Below are 24,138 nucleotides of genomic sequence, written 5' to 3' on the forward strand. Positions count from 1 at the left end.
GTCTTTCTCGCCGCTTTTGATTCTGTCGCTTATTTCTTTTAATTGTTCTCTACGACCAATAATAAAGGAATATAACACTGTGAAAAGTGTAGCACTAAACCCAAAAATTACAAGTGAAAAATTACCTGCATCACTCAAAATATTGTTTAATAATATGTCTGTTGGACTACTATTCATTTTCGCTTAAATATTCTTGAAGTACAGGTGTCAATTTATCAATTATGAATTCAATATCGAATAATTTTTCTGTTTCAACTTCTCCAATGATAACGTCCGGATTAAAAATTTCTTCTACTGTCTCTTTAATCGTTTCTTGAGCTTCGACATATTCGCTGGTAAGCTTTATTTCTTTTTTATTTAAAATGAATTTCAAAACTCTTTTTTGAAAGTCCTTTTCATATTCTTTATCATTTATCAATTTTTCAGCATCTTCGAAAGGAACATTCTGGAACTTTTCATTTTTAATTTGTATCAAAGATGCAGAAATTAAGTATTGCTTTAAATTAGTATCAATCTCATTTTCATCATATGTCTGTGATTTAAATTCCATTTTCAATTCCGAAATCACTTTCCTGTCTGAAAGTTTTTTAAGTACTCTTTCCAATTTAATATTAGCCACTTTTATATTGAGTACTTTGTCTAGAACTAATTTGCAAATAGAGGTAAGCTCGTGATTATCTTTTGTCGGATCTTCGTAAAGTAAAATCTTCCATTGATATTGGTATTTATTTGAATCCATTCCAAAGATCGTTGGATATAACAACATAAAATTTGTTTCGCTTCCAACTTTATCTTGTTTGGTAAGATTTATTTTTTCATTAGTTTCCACATAACCATCCATAAGATTGGTGTTGTAGGCAGTGATTTTTACAAGTCTTGCGGGAATTTTTCCTATTTGACAATTATGATTTTCAATATTCTGAACTTCAATTTCTTTAATTTTATTTCTCCTTTTCCTCGATAATTTGGGTTTAAGCCGAGAATATTCATCTATTTTTCTATCAAGATAGCCTATCATATCCTCATAAGAATGTCCTTCAAAAAGTCCCTTTGTGTTCTCAAATAATTCTGAAGAATAAACCGGAACTTTTATTTTGTAAGTTTTTTCTTTTTTATCCATATTTTCTTAGATATCGTTGCCAACGCCCCAGTTAACAGTGCGGAGTTGGGGAACGGAATTAATTTTTCATCTACTGCTTTTAAAAGCACTCAAAAATGCCATTTATGACTGGTCTGCCGTATTTGGTATTTGTGTTAACCGCCTTTGTTGTACACGGTTATTTTTAGTTGCTTTTTGAATTCCTTTTTATTCTTTTTGAAGTTTTGAAGTAGAAGTTTTTTATTGACTCTAATCTTGAATGTTTCTGTTGCGCAAATTTCCTTTTTAACCTCCGGCAAATTCAGACTAGAGTTTGGTAAGTAAGTATCTTTAAAGTCTGACAAAGTAATTTTTCCATTAACTAATGCTTGTACAAATTGAAAGTTGTCATTTAAGTTTGAATAAATTAAGTCGCATTCTTCAATTACTTCCGAACTACTACTTTGATGCCGAGTCCAGAAAATAAAACCGATCAGATAGAGTGTATATGTTTCAGGTCCAAACAGTGAATTTTCAACTGGTTTTTCTAAAGTTAGTGGCGCGTAAATTTCTTTTAGATAAAGAAGGTTAGCTACAGGTTTTGGATTTGTATGTATTTGGAAAGCACTTCTTATTAAGAAAGGACAATGAGTCTGATTTACTTTTGAATAAAACATGGTGTAGTGTGCGGAATTATGGTCATAAATAACACCTGTTTTGAAATGTTTATATTTTACAGTCTCTGAATTAGTTACAAACCGATGTAGTGGCTTTACAACGAATTTTTTTCTTTCTGTTTTAGAGGATTTTGGAATCTGAATTACTTGATTACTGTAATAATTAACCAGTTCGAGATTATTTAGAAAAAAAACGAAAAATGAATTCGTATAAAGTGAGCTATTCTCCTCTCTATCGAAATACCTGATCGCATTTTCAATAGTTGATTTAAGATAATACAAAAGAGTAGCTACATCACTACTGCCTTCTAATGACAAGAAATATGCATCTTTAATATTATTCTGAATTTCAATTAAATCATTTTTTTCTATTCTTTTGTGTAAATGAACCTGAGGAAAGTATTTATCCTTTAATTTTTGAACTAATAAATGAAGTTTGAAATTACTGGATTGAATTTTTTCTAATCTCCACGAAATATGATTTGCCGTAAGTTTTCTTTTAAACAATGGATAGGATAATATAATACCAAAAAGTGCAACGAGTGGTCCGGCAAACTCTGCCAAGTAGTCTAAAAATTCTTTCATTTGATTCTCTGGAAACGAATTTTAATAATAATTCTGTACGACGTATTCCTAAATGCAGTAATACTTTTATTTAAAAATAAAAAGGCGTACAGCTATAAATCAATTTAACTAAACCTGCGTCTTATCCCAAGCTGTTTGTTAGAAGGCTTCCCTCCGTCACAATATGTCCTAATTCAATTGAAAAGACCAATTTTGGTTTCGTTAAAGCTACACATTTTTAAATTTTTTTTAACAGGAATTTTAATTTTTGAGCGCCATTACGATTTCAAAATTCTATGGTATAAATGTCGCTGTGATCTGCAGGCATGATCATTTTTAAGTTTCGGAGATAATTTTTTAATCCTGCGATACTCTTATGCTGAGTAATAGGCATTAACTTGAACAGAATTTCCTGCTCATTCATCTTTCTTTTTTGGAGAGAATAATACAAATCTAAAATAGCGGTATGCCGGCAACTGTAGAGACCGTATTCTCTTCCATAGCCTAATGCTTTTTTAACAACGCGAAACCGTTCACCAAAGTGATCATAACGACTTTTTAATTTGGCCGAGCTCCAGTCTTTGGGTTCATTTTCATTTGTGAAGATGTGGAATGATCCCGGCTTTCCCTCTATATCCAAGGCAGCCAGAGTAGGTTTGATTTTATCAATAATTCGGCGGTAACTTATACTACTGGTTTTTGTCTCGACAGAAAAGAACCAATTTGTCGTATTAATATCCCTTACCCTTAGACGACATATTTCCCGTGGGCGAAGAAGCGGGTAAAGCATAAAGCTAATAAAATGAATCAGATATGGATCGCGCTTAGCGAGATACTCCTTAATTTCTAATATTTGATCTACCGTAAATGGTTTGTTATTTACCGGTTCAGAATCAACTGCAGGAATATCTTTAATGAAATTACTGTCTATTAACCTTTCATTCTTCATCGTCGAAAATAAGGCCGAAATAGATCGTTTGAAATTATTTACCGAAGATCCTGATAAAGGCTCTTTAGTATCTTCCTTTACATATTCAAATCTCAAATAATCATGAAATTGGTAGAAGTGATCCAGGGTGAAATTACGAACGTCCATTCCATAAAAACCATTATTCTTTGCCCATTCAAGAAACTTGTTCATGTGGAATTCGTAACCGTGAAGTGTAGTTTCTTTTTTCCCAGATCTTCTTTTGATCTCCATGGCAAATTCCATAGCAGATGCCAGGGTTTTTATATTTCCCCTGTCAATCTTTTTTGGATCTGAAGTTTCTTCTTGTTTCTTGTTTCCTGGAACCCATCCTCTGTCTAATGCAACGGCAAGACCTTTTTTTAATGCTTCCCCTGCAGCTTTTCTTTCCTGAACAGTTTTGAGGAAATTAATTTTTTTGGAGTATTTAAATTTTTGTCGACTTCCGTCACTGTAAGTCCACCGGAACCAAACATACCAATGTTTTCCAGGTGCAACCGTTGGTTTCCCGTTGATCTTTGGAATATATAATTTTGGATCGGTGTACTTCTTCACCGCCATGTCGATGGTTATAATTTTGTGCCGACCGTTGGGCCGACTTTCATCATAAATTTCAATTTTCATACTCGATAAGCGAGGACGAAAAACAAAAAAACCCCTGTGTTTACAGGGGTTTCAATGGTACTCGGAGCGGGACTTGAACCCGCACGACCGTTGCTGGTCATTGGATTTTAAGTCCAACGTGTCTACCAATTCCACCATCCGAGCCTGGTACAACCAAAAAAATAAAACCCGGAGAAACCGGGTCTCATTTTAACTTTTCAGAGCGAAAAACGGGATTCGAACCCGCGACCTCCACCTTGGCAAGGTGGCGCTCTACCAACTGAGCTATTTTCGCGATTTTAAAGAACATCTCTCATTGCTGAGAGTATTGCGGTGCAAATTTAATACATTTCTGAAACTGGCAAAGATTTTTTTAAAAAAACAGTTGTCATTCCCCTCCTCCCAATAACTATCTAAACTCCTGCTTTTTGCCCCTTGGTAAGCATCCTTTTGATCTCATTTAGTTTCATAAGCGCTTCAACTGGAGTGAGCGTATCTATATCGGTATGGAGAATTTCTTCCTTAAGCTCCTCCAAAATAGGATCATCCAGGTTAAAGAAGCTAAGCTGCAGATCCTCTTCTGCCGATTTTCTTAATTGCCCTGCCTTTTGCTGTATACCACCATGCGACTCTTCAAGCTTTTTAAGGATCTTGTTAGCCCTTCTAAGCACTTGCTGCGGCATTCCTGCCATTCGGGCCACATGGATACCAAAACTATGCTCACTTCCTCCAGCCACAAGTTTCCTTAGAAACAGCACATTGTCCTTTAGTTCCTTGACAGAAACATTGAAGTTCTTTATGCGCGAAAAAGTCTCGCTCATATCATTTAACTCGTGATAATGGGTGGCAAATAAAGTTTTTGCCTTTGCAGGATGCTCGTGAAGAAATTCTGTAATTGCCCAGGCTATTGAAATTCCGTCATAGGTACTGGTTCCTCTTCCTATTTCATCGAGCAGGACCAGGCTTCTATCAGAAAGGTTGTTGAGAATGCTGGCAGTTTCATTCATCTCTACCATAAAAGTAGATTCGCCCATTGAAATGTTGTCGCTTGCCCCTACCCGGGTGAAGATCTTGTCTACTAATCCCATTTTTACTGCCCCGGCAGGAACAAAACTCCCCATTTGCGCCATGAGTACAATAAGGGCAGTTTGTCTTAATATAGCCGACTTTCCACTCATATTGGGCCCTGTGATCATTATGATTTGCTGACTCTCCCTGTCGAGATACACATCATTAGCCACGTAAGATTCAGAGAGCGGCAACTGCTTCTCTATCACGGGATGCCTTCCATTGGTGATCTCCAGTTCAAATGAATCATCTATTTGAGGCATACAGTACTGCTCGGAGATCGCCTGTTGCGCAAAGGAACACAAACAGTCTATCTGCCCAATTAACCCGGCGTTTTGCTGCACCGGCTGAATATAATCGGAAATCCATATTACAAGCCTCTGAAAGATCTCCTGCTCGAGCTGCAGGATCTTTTCTTCTGCTCCAAGGATCTTTGCCTCATACTCCTTTAATTCTTCGGTAATATATCGTTCGGCATTTACAAGCGTTTGCTTCCTTATCCAGTTCTCCGGCACCTTATTCTTATGTGAATTACGCACTTCAATGTAATACCCGAAAACATTATTACTCCCAATTTTTAGGGAGCTGATCCCTGTTGCAGCACTTTCCCGCTCCAGGAGCTTATCAAGATAATCTTTGCCCGAAAATGCTATTTTTCGAAGCTCATCTAGCTCCGGATTGTATCCATCTGCAATGGTATTTCCTTTTGCGATGTTTACAGGTGCATCTTCGAGAAGTGTTTCCTTGATCTTATTCCGAAGCAGATCGCAGCTGTGTAATTTATCGCCCAATACTTTCAGGGCTTCATCATCTGAAGACACTAAAATTCCTTTCACCGGAATGACCGCCTCCAGCGAATTCTTGAGCTGAATAACTTCCCGCGGACAAACTTTCCCGGTCGCCACCTTCGAAATAAGCCGCTCAAGATCATTGATCCTTTTAATGTTCGACTGGATTTCCCGAAGCAAATCAGGATGTGACAGCAAATAAGCCACTACCTGATGACGTCTTCTTATCTTCTCGGCGTTCTTAAGGGGAAGTGCCAGCCATCGCTTCAACATTCTCCCCCCCATTGGGGAGATGGTGTTGTCGATAATATCCAGCAAGGTCACCGCATTTTGAGCTGTTGAACTGTAAAGCTCAAGGTTGCGGATGGTAAACCTGTCCATCCACACATACTCCTCCTCTGCAATGCGAGTAATACTGGTGATATGCTGCAGGCGATGATGCTGGGTTTCGCCCAGGTAATAAAGCACCGCTCCAGAAGCAATAACTCCTTCCTCCAAATGGTCCACTCCAAATCCCTTCAGAGATTTGGTTTTGAAATGTGTATTGAGGGTTTCAAAAGCATAATCTGCCTTGAAGATCCAGTCTTCCAGAAAAAAAAGATGATGATCTTCACCGAAGTTTTGATAGAATTCTTTTTTCTTTTGCTTTGGAACCAGCACTTCACTGGGACCGAAATTTTGCAGCAGCTTATCAATGTACTCTACAGAACCTTCGGCAGTAAGAAACTCGCCTGTAGAAATATCCAGAAAGGAAATTCCCATTGATCTCTTTCCGAAGTGAACCGCACATAGAAAGTTATTGCTTTTACTTTGCAGCACCTCGTCATTCATGGAAACCCCAGGCGTAACAAGCTCTGTCACCCCACGCTTAACGATCTTCTTCGTTAGTTTTGGATCTTCCAGTTGATCGCAAATCGCAACCCGCTCTCCTGCCTTGACCAGCTTTGGCAGGTAAGTGTTAAGAGAATGATGTGGAAATCCTGCCAGTTCACTGCGCTCACTTCCATTGTTTCGATTAGTAAGAACAATATTAAGGATGCGCGCTGCCTTCACGGCGTCTTCTCCAAAGGTCTCGTAAAAATCGCCCACCCTGAACAGCAACATCGCATCTGGATATTTCTTCTTGATAGCATTGTACTGCTGCATTAACGGGGTGATCTTTTTCTCTGCTTTTCCTGACACGCGTATCGTTTTTTACTGCTGGCTAATGTAAAAATTCTCTTCTTTTAAAGATAATCTTCCCCTTTCTGATTTTCAAACTTTTATCCACAACCTGTTAAATTTTTTTTCATACCGGTCACCAGCCGAAAAATGTATCTCAGAAGCCATGGGCGTTAAGAAGATTTTATTCAGGGAAATCCTACATACCTGGTTGAGAACCAAAAAGATAAATAGTGCATTTCATCGATTTTTTTTGCTGTTTATCTGATTAAGTGCTTTATTTGTTCCGTGTAATGACAGAAAGATGAAGAAAAATTTTACCCTGCAAATAATTACGAATCAGAATCTTATGGAAAAATTAACTTTTTCAAAAGTAATTTTTTCTGTTCTGTTTCTTTCCTTCGGCCTTCTTAGCTCCTGTTCTAAAGAGGAACTGGATCCACTTAACCTGGAGGCAAAACCTTCTACAGGTGTAACCGCAACTCAGGAGATCCAGTATAAAGGAATATACGCCAGTAAATCCTCCAATACCCGCGGAATTGTTGAACTGTCCCTAATACAGGAAAAGGAAAACCCTGCTAATATCATAAGTGGTAAAGCAAAGTTAACCTTGTCTACAGGCACAGTTGTTGAAGCCGACATGACCGACTCAAAGAGCACAGATAAAGCTTCTGAAGATTTTAATGTCTCTTTCGATTCTAATGACATGTCTTTCAATTTTTATCTTGATGCTAACGGCGTTCCCGTGGTGGCCGATGTGGTTTATAAGCAGCAGGAAGGCGCTGTAGTTGTTGCTGAACATTCTTCAGCTTCACCAGTGACACCAATCACTGGAATTTACAGATGCACAAATTGTGAAGATCAAACTTCTACCCTTAATGGCATCGAACTAAACAACGAAGACAGAATATTTAATATGCTCCTCACCACGAAAGACGGCCAAACGGGAATGACCATTCAGGCGGTCCTGGGATCCCTTGTCAATGCCGAACTTGTGGTTGAGCAGGCTTGTTCTACAGATGCTGGTTATACTTTTTGCACACTGCAAACAGGAGCAAAGGCCACTACAGAACCAGTACAGTGGAGCGGAATTCATCGATATACAACAGATAGCAGTAGTGGCGACGCCTGTTCTACCATTTGGGGTGACCTGGTATTTAATTCTCCCGAAAATGGCATTATTGAAGCAGAATTCCAAAGTGATAATACTTGTCCAAATAATACATATTATGTAAGTGCCACTGGCGACGATTCCAATTCTGGCCTGACTCCAGAGGATGCCTGGAAAACCATTTTAAAAGTCAACAGTGTTACCGCCAAACCTGGAGATCGAATTCTATTTGAAGGAGGAAGAACCTTTAACGGCAGCCTTAAATTTACAAGTGAAGATGCAAATGGCGGAAATAATCCAGTCACTATCTCCTCTTACGGAACCGGTGAAGCGACCATCTTCTCCGGAAATCAAACTGGGATCGATATCTACAATACGGCAGGTTTCAGGATCGAAAATCTTATCGTGACCGGAAATGCCTCCCCCGAACTAAGAAATTCAGGCATTCAGTTCTATACAGATCTTGATGGCGACGTAAAACTGGATTTTGCCGAGATCAAAAATGTAAAGGTGCATGGCTTCAGTGATTATGGGATCGTTTTTGGCTCCTGGAAAGATGGTTCAATAAACAATGCAGGCTTTAAGAACATAGTGGTGGAAAATGCTAAGGTTTACAATATTCTCAATGTGGGAATTGGATCTTATGGGAATTTTTCAGCCTCAAAAACAGGATATGCCCATGCTAATATCAGCGTTCGCAACTGCGAAGTTTTCAATATTACCGGCAACTCGACCATCACGCATAAACATTCCGGAAACGGGATATTATTATCTGACGTTCAAAATTCAGTAATTGAATATTCTACGGTCTACAATTCAGGACAGCTCAATGCAAACCCAAGCGGAGGACCGGTAGGAATCTGGTATTGGGATGCAGATCAGGTCACCATTCAGCATAATGAAGTTTACGGAATGAAATCGGGCACCAGCAAAGATGGCGGTGGCTTTGATCTTGACGGCGGGGTAACTAATGGGATCATGCAATACAATTATTCTCATGATAATTATGGTGCAGGTTATTTGATTGGCCAGTTCACAGGAGCTCGCCCAATGCGTAACATTACTGTTCGCTATAACATCAGTGAGAATGATGCTGCTACCAACGGAGGGAGCATCTATCTTTTCAATGGTGCCTCCCCTTCTTCTATGCGAGACATCTGGGTGTACAACAACACGTTATATATTAAAGAAAAACCCTCAAATTCTGGTGCGGCGGGTATTAAGCTCCTTCAATGGAAGACTATGAGTGAGAATATCAATTTTCACAATAATATCATTGTTGCCGAAGACGGTGCAGATCTTGTACAGGTGCCTGCAGGTTATAAAGCTAATTTCTCCGGAAATCTCTATCACAGCACTACAGGTTTTTCTGTGAAGTACCAGGGAATGGCTTATAGCTCCTTAACCGCTTTTCGCGCTACCGGAAATGAATTTTACAACGAGCAGGAAGTGGGCATTGAGGCAGATCCACTGCTCTCCAACCCGGGGAATGGCGGCATTATTGGTTTCGGCAATGCGCTCACCAGCCTTACCGCCTATAAATTGAGTTACAACTCCCCTGCAATAGACGCCGGAATAAAATTATCTCAGGACATGGGAGAACAGGATTTTTACAACAACGTGATCTTAACCGATCCTGCACCCGAAATGGGTGCGCATGGCAACCTAAGCCAGGAAGCAGTTGCCTCTAACTAATTCCCCAATTATTTAGAAAAGCTGCTTAAAAGCCACTCTCCCCCAAAGAGTGGCTTTTTAATTTCCCTATTTTTGCAGCATGGAGCACCGAAAATTAAAGAACAGCGAACTCGAGAGAAAATCTACGGAAGAATTCAAGGCTGCGGAAAAGACCCCTATAATTGTCATTTTAGATAATGTTAGAAGCCTGAACAACATAGGATCTATTTTTCGTACTGCCGATGCTTTTCTCATTGAGAAGATTTGGCTGTGCGGGATCACCGCCACTCCGCCTCACAAGGATATTCAGAAAACGGCTCTGGGCGCAACAGAAACTGTTGATTGGGAATATGCAAAAGAGGCTTTAGAAGTGGTGAAAAATCTGCAGGAAGCCGGCATAAAGACCTTTGCAGTGGAACAGGCAGAAAAGGCTGTTTTCCTCGACGCCTTTACCCCTCAAAAAGGGGAAAAATACGCTCTTATTTTCGGAAATGAGGTGAAAGGCGTTCAGCAAAAAGTGGTTTCACAAAGCGATGGCGTACTGGAAATCCCTCAACTGGGCAGCAAACATTCTCTCAATATTGCAGTTAGTGCGGGAGTAGTACTGTGGGATCTGTTTTCAAAATTGACTAAATAAGGGGAGTCGAAAATGCCTTTTTTGACACCTCTATATTTTTACCGTTAAAGGTCAAGTATTAACCTGTGATCTCCTGCAGCAGGCTCAAATAATCTTCCCTGTTCTTGACAAAATCCAGTTCAGATATATCAATGATCTTCACGTTTAGACCCGGCTGAGATTTAATGAACGCAAGATAACTGCGATTGATATTCGCCAGGTAATCTGCCTCTATGTTCTGTTCATATTCCCGGCCCCTCTTCTTAATATTTTCCAGTAATCTTTCGGTGTTCTGGTACAAATAAACATAAAGATCGGGCTTTACCAGTTCTTTGTACATGAGATGAAACAGCTTCTGGTAGAGCGAATATTCATCTTCATGAAGCGTGATCTTTGCAAAGATCAGCGACTTGAACACGTCGTAATCTGATATGACAAAATCCTTGAAAAGGTCGTACTGCGCAAGGTCATCTGAAAGTTGCTGGTAGCGGTCTGCAAGGAAAGACATCTCCAGGGGAAAGGCATACCGCGGCTGGTCTTCATAGAACTTCGGAAGAAAAGGATTGTCTTTAAACCGCTCCAGAATAAGCTTCGCATTATAATCCTGAGAGACCATAGTTGAAAAACTGGTCTTCCCGGCACCAATATTACCTTCAACGGCGATATAATTATAGCCTGAAAAGGAAAATTTCTTCGGAAGTTCGAGGTTTGCTGATATTTGCTGAAGTCCTTCTTTTTCTACTGCTTCAAAAAGGCTTTTTATTTTGACCTTTTTGAGAGGATGTACTACTTCCGAAGCAATATCGTTAAGCGGTGCCAGGACGAAATTGCGATGTTGCATTTCGGGATGAGGAAGGCTAAGATCATTTGAGGTGATCGTCTCCTGCTCCTGCAAAAGGAGATCAAGATCAATAGGCCTGTTTTGATATCCGGTACTCACCGCTCTCTGTCTGCCCAAATTTTGCTCTATTTCAAGAAGCTGCCTAAGGACCTTTTGAGGCTTAAAACGAGTTTGTACGGCAATACATGCGTTGATGAATGGCTCACCATCGAATCCGAATGCCGGTGTTTCGTAAACTTTAGAGATCCTTTCTACCTGCCCAATTTTCTGCTGAATTGCAGTCACAGCTTTTTGCAGAAAATCAATTCTGGCACCCTGATTGCTACCAAGGGCTATATATGCTGTTTGTAAGGGCTTCAAGAGATTTTAAGAAAATTTTAGTAAGACGAGCTTCAGTAATTTCACAGCAAATTAAATAAAACAAAATAACATACTCTTAACTTTGTTGGAAAGAGTATCAACAAAATGTCGGTTGGGGAATCGCAAATTTTTCCGCAGGCATTCAGAATGTTAGGTCTCAAAAAAGCCAAAAATGAAAAAGTTTTTAAAAATAACCGGAATTGTATTGGGAGTGATCCTCCTGCTGCTCTTCCTCGCTCCTTTTCTCTTTGAAAAACAATTAAAAGCTCTGGTGCAGGACACTTTGAATAAGAACCTGAATGCTGAGGTCGCGTTTAACGATATCGACTTAAGTATTTTCAGGAATTTTCCAGATGCCACCTTGGGTATTGAAGGGCTCAGCGTCATCAACAAAGCCCCGTTTGCAGGAGACACTCTGGCCATAAGCGAAGAGGTTATTCTGCAGATGTCTGTAAAGCAGCTGTTCAAAAGCGGGGACGAACCCAAAAAGATTGATGTGATCAAGATCAACAACACCTGGCTCAACATAAAGGTGGACTCCCTTGGCAATAACAATTACGACATTGCCATACAACAAAATGCCCCGGTGACAGATACTACCAGTTCTACGGGCTTCAGTTTTGATGTGGAACATTATGAGATCAAGAATTCCCGGGTAGATTATCACGATGAAGGGGCCAAATTGAAATTGGCAGTAGAAGACCTCAATCACAGCGGCACCGGAGATTTTTCTGCCAGGACCTCTACTTTAAGCACTTTTTCTACCGCCCTGGTGAGCCTGGAAATGGATTCAGTCAATTATTTGAGAAGGAATAAGGTCCAGCTGGAAGCAGATTTTGAGATGGATCTTGAGCAAATGCGATATACCTTCCTCGAGAATGAGGCACTTATCAACCAGCTGCCTCTCACCTTTGATGGTTATGTACAGGTGAATGAGAACAACAACGAAATTGACCTGCGATTCAAAACTCCTACCTCCTCTTTTAAGAACTTTCTTGCGGTGATCCCTGAAGAATATTCCAAAAATATTGAGAGCGTTGAGACCTCGGGAGATTTTGTAGTTGATGGTTTTCTGAAAGGAATCATTGATGATACCTACATTCCAAAAATGCAGATCAATATTTCCTCTAACAATGCTGCCTTTAAATATCCCGACCTGCCAAAAGCCGTACAGGACATTACTATCGCAGCAGTTATCAATAATGAAACGGGGCTGGCTGAAGACACTTATGTAAATATTGACCAACTGAATTTCAGGATCGACCAGGATGTCTTTCGAGCCAATGGCAGCCTTCGGAACATCACCGAAAATATGCTGGTCAATATGGCCTTACAGGGCACTATTAACCTCGAGAATCTCACAAGAGCTTATCCTCTGGATCTCGAACAGGACCTGAACGGGATCGTCACTGCAGATCTTACCACCAGCTTTGACATGAATTCTGTAGAGACCGAGCAGTATCAGAATGTTAAAAGTAGCGGTACAGCTACTATCAGGAACTTCAGTTATCGCTCTCCCGAAATTCCGAACGAAATTCGACTCGCAACAGCGCAGGTCAAATTCAATCCTGCTACAGTTACCCTTGAAAACTTTGCTGCTACTACCGGTAAAACAGATATGCTGGTCACTGGGACAATTCAGAATTTAATGGGGTATCTGTTTACAGATCAAAAATTGAAAGGGAATTTCAAGGTGCAGTCAAACACTTTTGCTGTAAATGATTTTATGGTCAAGGAAACTGCCAACAACGATCCATCAGAAGGAAGTTCCACTCCTGCAGTTACTACTGGTGAAGAGGCCATAAAGATCCCTTCTTTTCTTGATGCCACTCTTGACTTTTCTGCGAACAAGGTTTTTTATGACAACCTGGTCCTGGAAAATACCACCGGGAATCTCAAAATTGCAAATGAGGCTGCAACCCTTACCAACTTCTCATCTACAATTTTTGGCGGAAATATTCTCATTAATGGCCTGGTCTCTACAGCCCAGGAGACTCCGAATTTTGCCATGCAGCTGAATTTAAAGACCATTGATATTGCCCGAGCCTTTAATGACATGGAACTATTGAGGAATCTTGCTCCCATTGCAAAGGCGCTACAGGGAACCCTAACTACAAATATTGATCTTCGGGGTAACCTCAACGATGATCTAACGCCACAATTGCAGACCTTAGCAGGGAACGCCCTTGCCGAGATCATTGGCGCCAAGGTAAACCCAGGGCAAACTCCGCTTCTCACACAGCTCGATCAAAGACTGAATTTTATCGATCTCAATGACCTCAACCTAAAAGATCTGGAAACAAAACTCATCTTTAATAACGGACAGGTAGAAGTACAGCCATTTGATTTTAATATCAAAGGCATAAAAGGGAGAGCTTCGGGTTCCCATGGATTTGACATGGATATGAATTACCAGGTCGCTATGGAGATCCCTGCAAAATATTTAGGAAGTCAATTGGGTAGTACTCTCGCCAGACTTAGTGCCCAGGACCAGGAGAATCTAACTGTGGCCCTACCCGTGAATATTAAAGGAAATTTCAGCAATCCTAGTATAAATGTAAATGTGCAGCAGGCAGTGAACAACCTTACTCAAAACATCATTAGCACGCAGAAAGATCAATTAAAGGAAAAAGGCCGGGATGTGCTAAGTGAGATCATTACGGGCAGCAAGAGAGATACTACTACCTCAACGAATTCGACACAACAGGATTCGATAGCAAAGAAAAAACCTAACGAAGCCGTGAAAGAAACCGCAAAAGATATCCTGGGCGGCATACTTGACGGAGCCAGAAAAAAGAAAGACACTACAAATCAGCAGTAAGTTATGAGAGGGAGAGACTAACGTTGAAGCCTTCGTGCTTACGTACGTTAAAGACCATGCCATCCTCGAAAATAAGGTATTGTCCTTTGATGCCTTTAAGAACACCCTCGTAAAATGGCATTTTTGCGAGGTTAAGCGTTTTGCACTTTGCAGGATAAGATAAAACCGGAAATTTTATTTCCAGTTCCCGGGAATTTGCAAGATAGTAATCGGCTACTTCAGCGGGCAAATATTGGCGCATCTCCTCTCTGATAGCAACCAGGTCGAGGTCCTTCAGGTCATTGGTGAGCATACTTCTCCAGTTGGTTTTATCTGAAAGATGTTCTTTTAAGGCAACTTCTGTAATGCCTGCGAGATAGCGATTAGGCACCTCAACGATCTCTATGGCTTCATGTGCTCCCTGATCTATCCAGCGGGTCGGGATCTCACTTTTACGCGTTACTCCTACCTTGACGTTACTGGAGTTGGCCAAATAAACCACATGAGGTTGCAGCTGAACAGCCTTTTCAAATTCCAGATCTCTGTCTTCTGTATCGAGATGGGCTTTGCTCAGCTCGGGTCTTATCACCCATTCGCCGTTTTGAGGAAGCTCCATAAAGCAGTTGTAGCACACGCCATTAGCAAATACCTTCTTCTTTTTCTTACAGGCCGTACATTCATAATTCAGGAAATTTATCGCCAGCTTCTTATCCAGCACCTGATTCATGTTTAAAAAATCCTCTTCGAAAATGAGATAATACTGAACATTTTCTGCCAGTTCGGTTTTCATTTTGGTGAGGACGCCTTGGTATGTCATAAAAGATGATATTTATCGTCTGCTATTTTTTTGCAGGCTTTAGGAATAGTTTTAATTTTAACCGGGTTTCAAACCTTAGAAGGGTCTAAAGATAAAAAGAAAAATGCCAATTCCATTAGTACATTCTGTTGCTTCCTGGTTTCTCAAGAAGCGTATACACCAAATGGAATTGTTCATTAAATATCCGCACGAGGTACAATTTGAACTTCTCAAAAAATTAATCACCAAAGCAAAGCATACAGAAGTTGGAAAGCGCTACGACTTTGAGTCGATTAATAGTTATGAAGACTTTGCGCGTCGTGTTCCTTTGCAGCAGTATGAGGATTTTGAACCTCAAATAGAACGAAGTCGCCGGGGAGAAAACAATATCTTCTGGCCCACGCCCATCAAATGGTTTGCAAAATCCAGTGGCACAACAAATGCCAAGAGCAAGTTCATTCCTGTAAGTGATGAGTCTCTTGAAAAGTGTCATTATGCCGCTGGAAAGGATATGTTGTGCATGTATCTTAACAACAATCCCGGTTCCCAGCTCTTTAGCGGCAAAAGTTTGAGGCTGGGTGGCAGCAAGGAACTTTACAGCCGCAACGGCACCCAATTTGGAGATCTGTCTGCAATCCTGATAGACAATATGCCCTTCTGGGCTGAATACAGCAGTACGCCCAGCAGCGAAGTATCTTTGATGAGCAACTGGGAGGTGAAAATGCCTGCTATTGTCAACGAAACGATCAAAGAAAATGTGACAAGTCTTGCAGGAGTGCCTTCCTGGATGCTGGTATTGCTCAACAATGCACTAGAAGCTTCGGGCCGGGAGAATCTCTTTGAGATTTGGCCTAACCTGGAAGTCTATTTTCACGGCGGAGTTAACTTCGCTCCTTACGCCGATCAATATAAGAAGATCCTCCCCTCGTCCAGCTTCAGATATTACGAGATCTATAATGCTTCGGAAGGTTTCTTCGCCATTCAGGATTCCAATGAATCCAAAGAATTGTTGCTGATGCTCGATTATGGGGTTTTCTATGAATTCATTCCGATGGAAACTTTTGGAACTTCAGAAGAAAAAGTGATTCCACTGGCTGAAGTTGAACTGGCTAAAAATTACGCCGTGCTCATCACCACCAATGCCGGCCTTTGGCGTTACAAGATTGGCGACACCGTGCGTTTTACCAGTCTCGATCCCTACCGTATTAAAATAACTGGCAGAACCAAACATCACATTAACGTATTTGGAGAAGAGCTCATCATTGAGAACACAGATGAGGCCTTGAAAAAAGCCGCACAGCAAACAGATTGTGAGATTGTGGATTATACTGCCGCTCCGGTCTTTATGCTCGACAGGGAAAAAGGAGCTCACGAGTGGATCATTGAATTCAAAACGCCTCCAGTGGATTTTGAATTCTTTGTATCCTGTCTCGATACGCACCTGCAGCAAATTAACAGTGATTACGAAGCTAAACGCTTCAATAACATGACGCTCAACCCACCTAAAGTTCACCAGGCGCGGGAAAATCTTTTCTATGACTGGCTTAAAAAACGCAACAAATTAGGAGGACAACATAAGATCCCACGGCTTTCCAATAAACGCACCTATGTGGAAGAATTGCTGGAAATGAATGGAGATTAGTCAGTTGACGGTAGAATTTGGAACCATTTCTGGTTTTGTAAACCTATGATTTATATGTCACTCCTCCAGCGCTCCTGCCCCAGAGTCTTTCCCGCAGTATAAATATTCCGCTCTCTGGAGCTGGAACTTTCATAATAGCTCCGGAGGAGCGAAATATTTATAGTAAAAGATTAATTGCTATATAAGAAAGCGCCGGAGTTGCGGCATATCTAAAACAACAATTCTACAATTCCTTAGAAACCTGATGCACCGCTTCTATGGTCGCCTCAAGATCTTCATAAGAGAGTGCATCGGTAATGAACCAGGTCTCAAAAGCACTGGGCGCGATGTAAATCCCGTGGTCCAGTAAGCCGTGGAAGAACTTATTGAATTTTCCCGTTGAGGCAGACCTTGCTGAAGATTTGAAATCACTCACCGGTTCCGCTCCAAAATGTACCGAGATCATTGATCCCTGCTGATTAATAGTATGGTCTACTTCATTTCGGGTAAGTACATTCTTAATGCCTTTGTGCAGGTAGGTTGTTTTTTCTTCCAGCCTCTGGTATATTCCGGCATCTGAATTCAATTCCTGGAGCATAGCCAGACCCGCAGCCATCGCCAGCGGATTTCCACTCAGGGTTCCCGCCTGATAAACCGGTCCTTGAGGTGCGAGGTGATCCATGATCTCGTTTCGGGCAGCAAAAGCTCCCACGGGTAATCCGCCGCCAATTACTTTTCCGAAGCAAACAATATCTGCATTTATGCCATATACTTCCTGAACTCCCCCTTTTGCAAGTCGGAAGCCCGTCATTACCTCATCAAAAACAAGCAACACATCGTGCTCATCACACAGCTGCCGAAGACCTTCTAAAAATCCATTTTTTGGAGGGATACATCCCATGTTCCCTGCCACTGGCTCGAGAATGATACACGCGATCTCTCCTTTGTTAGCTTCCAGAAGTTGCTCAACATTCTCAAGATCGTTGTAAGCGGCCAGCAAAGTATCCTGGGCAGTGCCTTTAGTCACGCCTGGACTATTGGGAGTTCCGAAAGTTACGGCTCCACTCCCTGCCTGAATGAGAAAGGAGTCACTGTGCCCATGGTAGCAACCGGCGAATTTAATGATCTTATCCCGGTTCTTGAAGCCACGGGCAAGACGCACCGCACTCATGGTAGCCTCGGTACCCGAATTTACCATTCTTATTTTATCAATATTTGGAACCATGGATACAGCCAGTTCTGCTATAGTAGTTTCCAGCTGAGTAGGAGTACCAAAAGAGGTGCCTTTTTTTGCCCTTTCCACCACTGCATTAACAACAGGATCAAAGGCATGTCCTAATATAAGCGGACCCCAGGAATTGATGTAATCAATATATTTGTTGCCATCTTCATCAAACAGGTAAGCTCCTTTGGCTTCTTTAATAAAAATAGGTTCCCCCCCAACAGCACTAAATGCTCTCACAGGAGAGTTTACTCCACCGGGAATAACTTTTTTAGCTGCAGCAAATAACTCGCTGCTTCTTTTATAGATCATAATATGATTTTAAGGTGTCACTAAAAGGGTTTGGCCAATGCCGATATTAGTGCCTTGAAGATTATTAATTCGTTGTAATTGTTCAACCGTTAGGTTGTGTCTTTTTGCAATTGAATACAGCGTATCTCCCTTTTGCACCCTGTACTCACTAGTGCGGTAGCTCTCTGAAGCATTTGAGGCAGAATAGGCAATTATTTCCCTCGCCGGGGCATCGCCGTCGTACAAATAGAGCTGGTATCTTTCTATAAGACTTATCAGTTTATCTGGATACTTCCTGTCTGTCGCATATCCTGCTGCCCTAAGACCATGCGCCCAACCTTTATAGTCGGAAATATCAAGATCGAACAAGGCAGCATAGCGCTTTCTTTCGGTAAGAAAAAGAGAATGATCGCGATAGGAATACTTCGGGTCCTTGTATTTTCTAAAACATTCCTGAGATTCGTCATCATCATGATAGACACTACCCCCGCTCCAGCCATGACATTTAATTCCAAAATGATTGTTGGCCTTAAGCGTAAGTTCGCCTTCCCCGGCCCCCGATTCCAAGATTCCCTGAGCAAGGGTAATGCTGGCAGGAATTTTATATAACTGCATTTCTTCCTGTGCTATAGGAGCATATTGCTGCACATAAGCCAGGATTTTGTCTCCATAAGTCTTGGGTGCAGCAGGTACCTGAGTCTCTTTTTTTCCAGGGGCATTGCGGTCGACCACCGCAGGCACCTCCCTTTTTTTGGTAGAAGTCTGTTGATCTTTGGTGACTTTCTTCCCTGTTCCACATGCTACGGTGAATATGAGCAACAATAACATTAAATATCTAAAAGCAGCTTTCATCTTACATCAAAATTGGGGGTAAATTCTTCATTTTAAGCACTTCATTCATTCCGGAAATCCCCTGGAGGCCTCCCGTATGAATGGCTAAAATACGAGTATTTTTAGAAAAATATTCCTTCTCTGCAAGATCAAAGAGCCCGTACATTAATTTCCCTGTGTACACAGGATCGAGCTGTACGCCAAATTCATTTCGGAAGCTGTTAATGAAGTGGATCAATTCCGCATTCACCTTAGCATAACCTCCAAAATGGTAATCTGGTATTATTTTCCAGTTATTTTTTTTGCTGAAACCTTCTACTTCAGCTTTCAGAAAATCGCCTTTTAATGCCGGAAAGCCCAGGATTTGCTGATCTTCTCCTGAAGCATTGATCAAACCGCTGATGGTTCCACCCGTTCCTACGGCACAAGCAATCAGGTCAAAATTTTCATCTTCGGGAGTTAGTATTTCTTCACAACCTTTTACGGCCAGTTCATTTGTTCCGCCTTCGGGGACCAGGTAGAAGTCTCCGAATTTCTTCCGCAGCTCTTCAATAAATGCTTCGGAAGTTTTCTCGCGATAATCACTTCGGCTTATAAAATGAAGTTTCATTCCGCACTCATGTGCAAACCCAAGGGTAGAATTCTCCTGAAGGGTTTTTTCAAGATCCTTTCCCAGCTCCTCCCCTCTTATTACTCCCACGGTTTCAAAACCTGAGATCTTACCGGCAGCGGCCGTTGCAACTATGTGATTTGAAAAAGCTCCGCCAAAGGTGAGTAGAATTTGCCTTTTTTGAGAGGTAGCTTCAGCTATGTTGTACTTCAGCTTCCGGAATTTATTGCCCGAAACTTCAGGATGCAAAAGATCTTCCCGTTTCATATAAATGAAAACTCCATTCACTTCAGTAATGAATTGGTTGGGAGTAACGGGAGTTGAGGTGAACAGGGTTGGTGTTGTGGTCATTGGTTTACAAGTTCGAATCCAGGTGCAGGGATCTTGTGCAAAGATTATGAACTAATTATAATAAATGCAGGAGGTTATTCCAAAAAGTCTTATTAATTTCTGAAAACATGGAATCAAGGCAGGAAATCTTCAGAAGTAATTGAAAAAGCAATGAAAAAATATGACGCGATCATCATAGGCACCGGGCAGGCTGGTCCGCCGCTGGCCGCCAGTCTCGCCCAACATGGCCAGAAGGTTGCAATAATTGAAAAAGACGATCTTGGCGGTACTTGTGTGAACACGGGTTGTACACCCACAAAAGCCTACGTGGCTTCAGCCCGCCGGGCCTTTGTTGCAAAGCACAGCAGTGAACTTGGCGTGAACATCGAGGGAAAGGTGCAGGTAGATCTGAAAAAAATAAAAGCCCGAAAGGATAAATTAATAGCCGATTCCCATGCGGGCCTGGAGAAATTGTTTTCTACCAGTGAAAATATAAGCCTTATTCGCGGGGAAGCGGTTTTTGAAAATGACTTTACGATAAGAGTAAATGATGACCAAATTACTGCCAGTAAGATCTTCATCAACGTAGGAGGCCGACCCCGTGTCCCGGAAGCCTTCAGAAATATAAATTATCTCACCAACAGGAGCATTTTAGAGTTGGAAGAGATTCCTAAAACCCTTGTCATTATTGGAGGTGGCTATGTTGGTTTGGAATTCGCTCAAATGTTCAGTCGTTTTGGAAGCCGGGTCATCATCATAGAACGTGGGGATCGCCTTATGAAAAAGGAAGATAAGGATGTTTCAAAACTTCTGCTGGAGATCATGTGAGACAGCGGGGTCGAGGTGTTTCTCAATTCCGATTGCATTGCAGCGAAAGAGCGTGATGGCGAGATAGAAGTGACATACAATTGTGAAGCAGGCTCAAAAATGATAAAAACATCTCAGCTTTTGCTGGCGGTGGGAAGAGTGCCAAATACCGACAGGCTGGGATTGGAAACCACAGGAATAAAGCAAAACGAGCATGGATTTATAGAGGTCAACAAACAGCTCCAGACTTCTGTGCCCCACATCTGGGCCACGGGCGATTGTAATGGCGAAGGAGCCTTTACCCATACTTCTTATAATGATTTTCAAATAGTACGTGCTCAGCTCTTTGAAAATAAAAAGAGGAGCCTCACCGACAGATTTCCCTGTTATGCAGCATATATAGATCCACCCCTGGCACGTGTGGGTTTAAATGAGCAACAAATAAAGGAAAAGGGAATAAGAGCAAAGTTGGCCGAAATGCCGATGGAAAATATAGCCAGGGCAAAGGAGAAAGGAGAAACCACAGGCATGCTCAAGATCTTTATTGATGCAGACACTGATAAAATACTGGGAGCGACTTTCTTAGGAACCGGGGCAGACGAGTTGATCCATACCGTCATAGATCAAATGTATGCCGGCGCTTCCTATAAGGTTTTAAGAGATGCTGTTCATATTCACCCTACTGTAAGTGAACTATTACCTACCATGCTTGAGGACCTAAAAGACCTGGAATGACGAATGCAACTACAGGTATTTTCTGAAATTCCAGAACCTTCTGTTCCTAATGTAATTCAGGTTACGTTCGTTGGCATAAGCCTCACGCTCAAAGCAGATCCTGTTATACGCCTTGTATGAATCCCTGTATTTAACAAGCCTGATAAAATATTCAAAGAAATACCAGATAAAGAAGAAAATCACCAGCAGTTCCACCTGTTGCTTGAGATGAATGCGTTCATGGTTCATAAAAACAGCGTCTCTTTTGAGTTCTTCGCGCTTCACAACTACAAACGGCCATAAGACCACTCCGTCGAAGTGTTTGGCGAGCATGAATTTATTTACCACCACAAACATAAGGGCAAGATAAGAAAATGCTATTTTTGTAATATGAGTTTTTTAAAGAAAAAAATTCCGCTGGAAGAAGGAGATTACTACCTCACTCCCGAAGGCTACCGCTGCTTTACCGAACAATACCATCTCAAGAGAGGGTACTGCTGCCAGAGTGGTTGTCGCCATTGCCCTTACGGCTTTAATAAGAAAACCAACCAACAGAAAAAATAGCTCAAATGGACTTCAAAAATGCCATTTTAGAAGGTATTCCTGAAAACTTACCTCCCGCAAAAGCCTACGATCCACAAGTTAATCACGCTCCAAGAAGAAAGGACATCCTTACTCCCGCAGAGAAAAAACTGGCCCTGCGCAATGCCCTTAGGTATTTTGATAAGCAACATCACGAAGAACTGCTTCCGGAATTTCGACATGAGCTGGAGACCTATGGCAGGATCTATATGTATCGCCTGCGTCCCGCTTATGACATTTATGCGCGTCCTATCTCCGAATACCCCGGAAAGTGCGAGCAGGCAAAAGCTATTATGCTTATGATCCAGAACAACCTGGATCCTAAAGTGGCCCAGCATCAACATGAATTGATCACCTATGGCGGTAACGGAGCAGTTTTTCAGAATTGGGCGCAGTACAGGCTCGTGATGAAATATTTGGCCGAAATGACCGAGGAACAGACGCTCGTCATGAACTCTGGCCACCCGCTGGGGCTATTCCCATCTCATAAAGATGCACCTCGCGTTGTAGTGACCAATGGAATGATGATCCCGAACTATTCAAAGCAGGATGACTGGGAGAAATTCAATGCGCTGGGAGTAACACAGTACGGACAAATGACCGCGGGAAGCTACATGTACATTGGCCCGCAGGGAATTGTGCATGGGACCACGATCACGGTGCTCAACGCCCTACGAAAAATAGCAAAAAACTCATCCTCCTTGCCAGGGAGGGGGCCTGGGGGAGGGTCCCTTTTTGTGACTTCAGGTCTTGGAGGAATGAGTGGTGCGCAACCTAAAGCCGGAAACATTGCCGGCTGCATCACTGTTTGCGCCGAGGTAAATCCAAAAGCAGTTCACACGCGTCATTCTCAGGGGTGGGTAGATGTAGTTGTTGAGGATCTTGAGGAATTGACCCAAAAAGTGACCGAAGCAAAAGCTGAAGGAAAAACAATTTCCTTCGCCTATTTAGGAAATATAGTAGATGTATGGGAGAAATTTGATAAAGCAGACATACATATCGACCTGGGAAGCGACCAGACCTCTCTTCACAATCCATGGGCCGGCGGCTATTATCCCGCTGGATTAACTCTGGAAGAATCAAACGAGATGATGAGCACAGATCCTGAAAGATTTAAGGATAAAGTAAGGGAAAGTCTGCGCAGGCAAACGGAAGCCATCAACCGCCACACCAAAAAAGGCACGTACTTCTTCGATTACGGAAATGCCTTTTTACTTGAAGCCTCTCGGGCCGGAAGATGAGGATGGAAATTTCGTTAGCGGAACTTCAGGCGGCGACGATAAGGACTTCGCCTACCCCAGTTACGTACAGGATATCATGGGACCTATGTGCTTTGACTATGGCTTCGGACCTTTCCGCTGGGTTTGCGCTTCCGGAAAAGAAGAAGATCTGGAACGAACAGATGAAATTGCACGGGCAGTGCTTCAGCAGTTAAAACAGAAAGCACCAGAGGAGATTCAGCAGCAAATGCAGGATAATATCAAATGGATTGAAGGTGCCCGCGCCAATAAGCTGGTAGTAGGCTCCCAGGCCAGGATTCTTTATGCCGATGCCGAAGGTCGTATTGAAATTGCAAGAGCTTTTAACAAGGCTATCGAAAAAGGGGAAATTGGACCTGTAATTCTGGGCAGGGATCACCATGATGTTTCGGGAACAGATTCTCCTTACCGGGAAACCTCCAATATTTACGATGGATCCCGCTACACGGCCGATATGGCCATACAGAATGTCATTGGAGACAGCTTTAGAGGAGCGACCTGGGTGAGCATCCATAATGGCGGCGGAGTTGGCTGGGGAGAAGTGATCAATGGCGGCTTCGGTATGGTTCTTGAGGGTAATTTGGAGTCAGAAAGACGACTTAACGCTATGTTGTTCTGGGATGTAAATAATGGTATTGCCAGAAGGTCCTGGGCTAGAAATGAAGGTGCCATATTCGCTATAAAACGGGCTATGGAAACCGAGCCCAGGTTAAAAGTCACCATTCCAAATATAGTTGACGATCGTCTCCTGGACACTTAACCTAAAA

Annotated in this window: 16 protein-coding genes, 2 tRNA genes and 2 pseudogenes; 8 read left to right on the forward strand and 12 right to left on the reverse strand. The window is 41.9% G+C overall.

Annotation, left to right across the window (positions count from 1 at the left end; all coding sequences use genetic code 11):
* Positions 1-169: 169 nt before the first annotated feature.
* The 6 genes from HC175_RS11610 to mutS form a co-directional block, all read right to left on the reverse strand.
* Entirely contained in the window at positions 170-1,120 is a 951-nt protein-coding gene (locus HC175_RS11610; RefSeq protein ID WP_168138671.1) for a hypothetical protein, read from the reverse strand.
* A gap of 134 nt (positions 1,121-1,254) precedes the next feature.
* A complete protein-coding gene (locus HC175_RS11615) occupies positions 1,255-2,340 on the reverse strand; it encodes a hypothetical protein (RefSeq protein ID WP_168138672.1) in 1,086 nt (361 codons plus the stop codon).
* A 265-nt stretch (positions 2,341-2,605) separates the two neighbouring features.
* Entirely contained in the window at positions 2,606-3,910 is a 1,305-nt protein-coding gene (locus tag HC175_RS11620) for a tyrosine-type recombinase/integrase (RefSeq protein ID WP_168138673.1), read from the reverse strand.
* 55 nt (positions 3,911-3,965) lie between these two features.
* Positions 3,966-4,054, reverse strand: a tRNA-Leu gene (locus HC175_RS11625).
* A gap of 57 nt (positions 4,055-4,111) precedes the next feature.
* Positions 4,112-4,184: transfer RNA gene (locus HC175_RS11630), tRNA-Gly, on the reverse strand.
* Between the two features lie 118 nt (positions 4,185-4,302).
* A complete protein-coding gene (mutS, locus tag HC175_RS11635; RefSeq protein ID WP_168138758.1) occupies positions 4,303-6,891 on the reverse strand; it encodes a DNA mismatch repair protein MutS in 2,589 nt (862 codons plus the stop codon).
* Between the two features lie 364 nt (positions 6,892-7,255).
* Between mutS and HC175_RS11640 the strand changes: the two genes are divergently transcribed.
* Together HC175_RS11640 and HC175_RS11645 are read left to right on the forward strand one after the other, a co-directional pair.
* Positions 7,256-9,712: a right-handed parallel beta-helix repeat-containing protein gene (locus HC175_RS11640; RefSeq protein WP_168138674.1), complete on the forward strand. Its 2,457-nt coding sequence runs from the start codon at positions 7,256-7,258 to the stop codon at positions 9,710-9,712.
* 79 nt (positions 9,713-9,791) lie between these two features.
* Positions 9,792-10,328: an RNA methyltransferase gene (locus HC175_RS11645; protein ID WP_168138675.1), complete on the forward strand. Its 537-nt coding sequence runs from the start codon at positions 9,792-9,794 to the stop codon at positions 10,326-10,328.
* A gap of 58 nt (positions 10,329-10,386) precedes the next feature.
* Here HC175_RS11645 and folK read toward each other — a convergent pair whose 3' ends face one another.
* Positions 10,387-11,508 carry a 2-amino-4-hydroxy-6-hydroxymethyldihydropteridine diphosphokinase gene (gene folK, locus HC175_RS11650; RefSeq protein ID WP_168138676.1) on the reverse strand — a complete coding sequence of 374 codons (1,122 nt, stop codon included), beginning with the start codon at positions 11,506-11,508 and terminating at the stop codon, positions 10,387-10,389.
* Between the two features lie 172 nt (positions 11,509-11,680).
* On the opposite strand from folK, the gene HC175_RS11655 reads away from it, so the two are divergent.
* Complete coding sequence (locus tag HC175_RS11655) at positions 11,681-14,329, forward strand: AsmA family protein (RefSeq protein WP_168138677.1); 2,649 nt, start codon at positions 11,681-11,683, stop codon at positions 14,327-14,329.
* Between the two features lies 1 nt (position 14,330).
* On the opposite strand, the gene HC175_RS11660 is transcribed toward HC175_RS11655, so the two are convergent.
* The gene (locus HC175_RS11660; RefSeq protein WP_168138678.1) at positions 14,331-15,125 is read right to left on the reverse strand and encodes a DUF2797 domain-containing protein; all 795 of its coding nucleotides are present in this window, start codon (positions 15,123-15,125) and stop codon (positions 14,331-14,333) included.
* Between the two features lie 103 nt (positions 15,126-15,228).
* Between HC175_RS11660 and HC175_RS11665 the strand changes: the two genes are divergently transcribed.
* Entirely contained in the window at positions 15,229-16,746 is a 1,518-nt protein-coding gene (locus tag HC175_RS11665; protein WP_168138679.1) for a GH3 auxin-responsive promoter family protein, read from the forward strand.
* Positions 16,747-16,969: 223 nt separating this feature from the next.
* Here the strand turns inward: HC175_RS11665 and hemL are convergent, their stop codons facing one another.
* Genes hemL through HC175_RS11680 form a run of 3 tightly spaced genes read right to left on the reverse strand, consistent with a single transcriptional unit; the run spans position 16,970 to position 20,030 of the window.
* A complete protein-coding gene (gene hemL / locus HC175_RS11670) occupies positions 16,970-18,259 on the reverse strand; it encodes a glutamate-1-semialdehyde 2,1-aminomutase (protein ID WP_168138680.1) in 1,290 nt (429 codons plus the stop codon).
* 9 nt (positions 18,260-18,268) lie between these two features.
* Entirely contained in the window at positions 18,269-19,090 is an 822-nt protein-coding gene (locus HC175_RS11675; RefSeq protein ID WP_168138681.1) for a glucosaminidase domain-containing protein, read from the reverse strand.
* A gap of 1 nt (position 19,091) precedes the next feature.
* On the reverse strand, positions 19,092-20,030 hold the full coding sequence (locus tag HC175_RS11680) for a 1-aminocyclopropane-1-carboxylate deaminase/D-cysteine desulfhydrase (protein WP_168138682.1): 939 nt from the start codon (positions 20,028-20,030) through the stop codon (positions 19,092-19,094).
* A 150-nt stretch (positions 20,031-20,180) separates the two neighbouring features.
* Here HC175_RS11680 and HC175_RS24635 point away from each other — a divergent pair.
* Both HC175_RS24635 and HC175_RS24705 read left to right on the forward strand, forming a co-directional pair.
* Positions 20,181-21,116, forward strand: a pseudogene (locus HC175_RS24635) (FAD-dependent oxidoreductase); the annotation flags it as partial.
* Between the two features lie 99 nt (positions 21,117-21,215).
* On the forward strand, positions 21,216-21,551 hold the full coding sequence (locus HC175_RS24705) for a hypothetical protein (protein ID WP_369074331.1): 336 nt from the start codon (positions 21,216-21,218) through the stop codon (positions 21,549-21,551).
* 9 nt (positions 21,552-21,560) lie between these two features.
* Here HC175_RS24705 and HC175_RS11690 read toward each other — a convergent pair whose 3' ends face one another.
* On the reverse strand, positions 21,561-21,887 hold the full coding sequence (locus tag HC175_RS11690) for a hypothetical protein (protein ID WP_168138683.1): 327 nt from the start codon (positions 21,885-21,887) through the stop codon (positions 21,561-21,563).
* A 33-nt stretch (positions 21,888-21,920) separates the two neighbouring features.
* Between HC175_RS11690 and HC175_RS11695 the strand changes: the two genes are divergently transcribed.
* Complete coding sequence (locus tag HC175_RS11695; protein WP_168138684.1) at positions 21,921-22,094, forward strand: C1orf53 family protein; 174 nt, start codon at positions 21,921-21,923, stop codon at positions 22,092-22,094.
* Positions 22,095-22,099: 5 nt separating this feature from the next.
* A pseudogene (locus tag HC175_RS11700) lies at positions 22,100-24,131 on the forward strand (urocanate hydratase).
* Positions 24,132-24,138: the final 7 nt, after the last annotated feature.

This window comes from Salinimicrobium oceani (assembly GCF_012037645.1).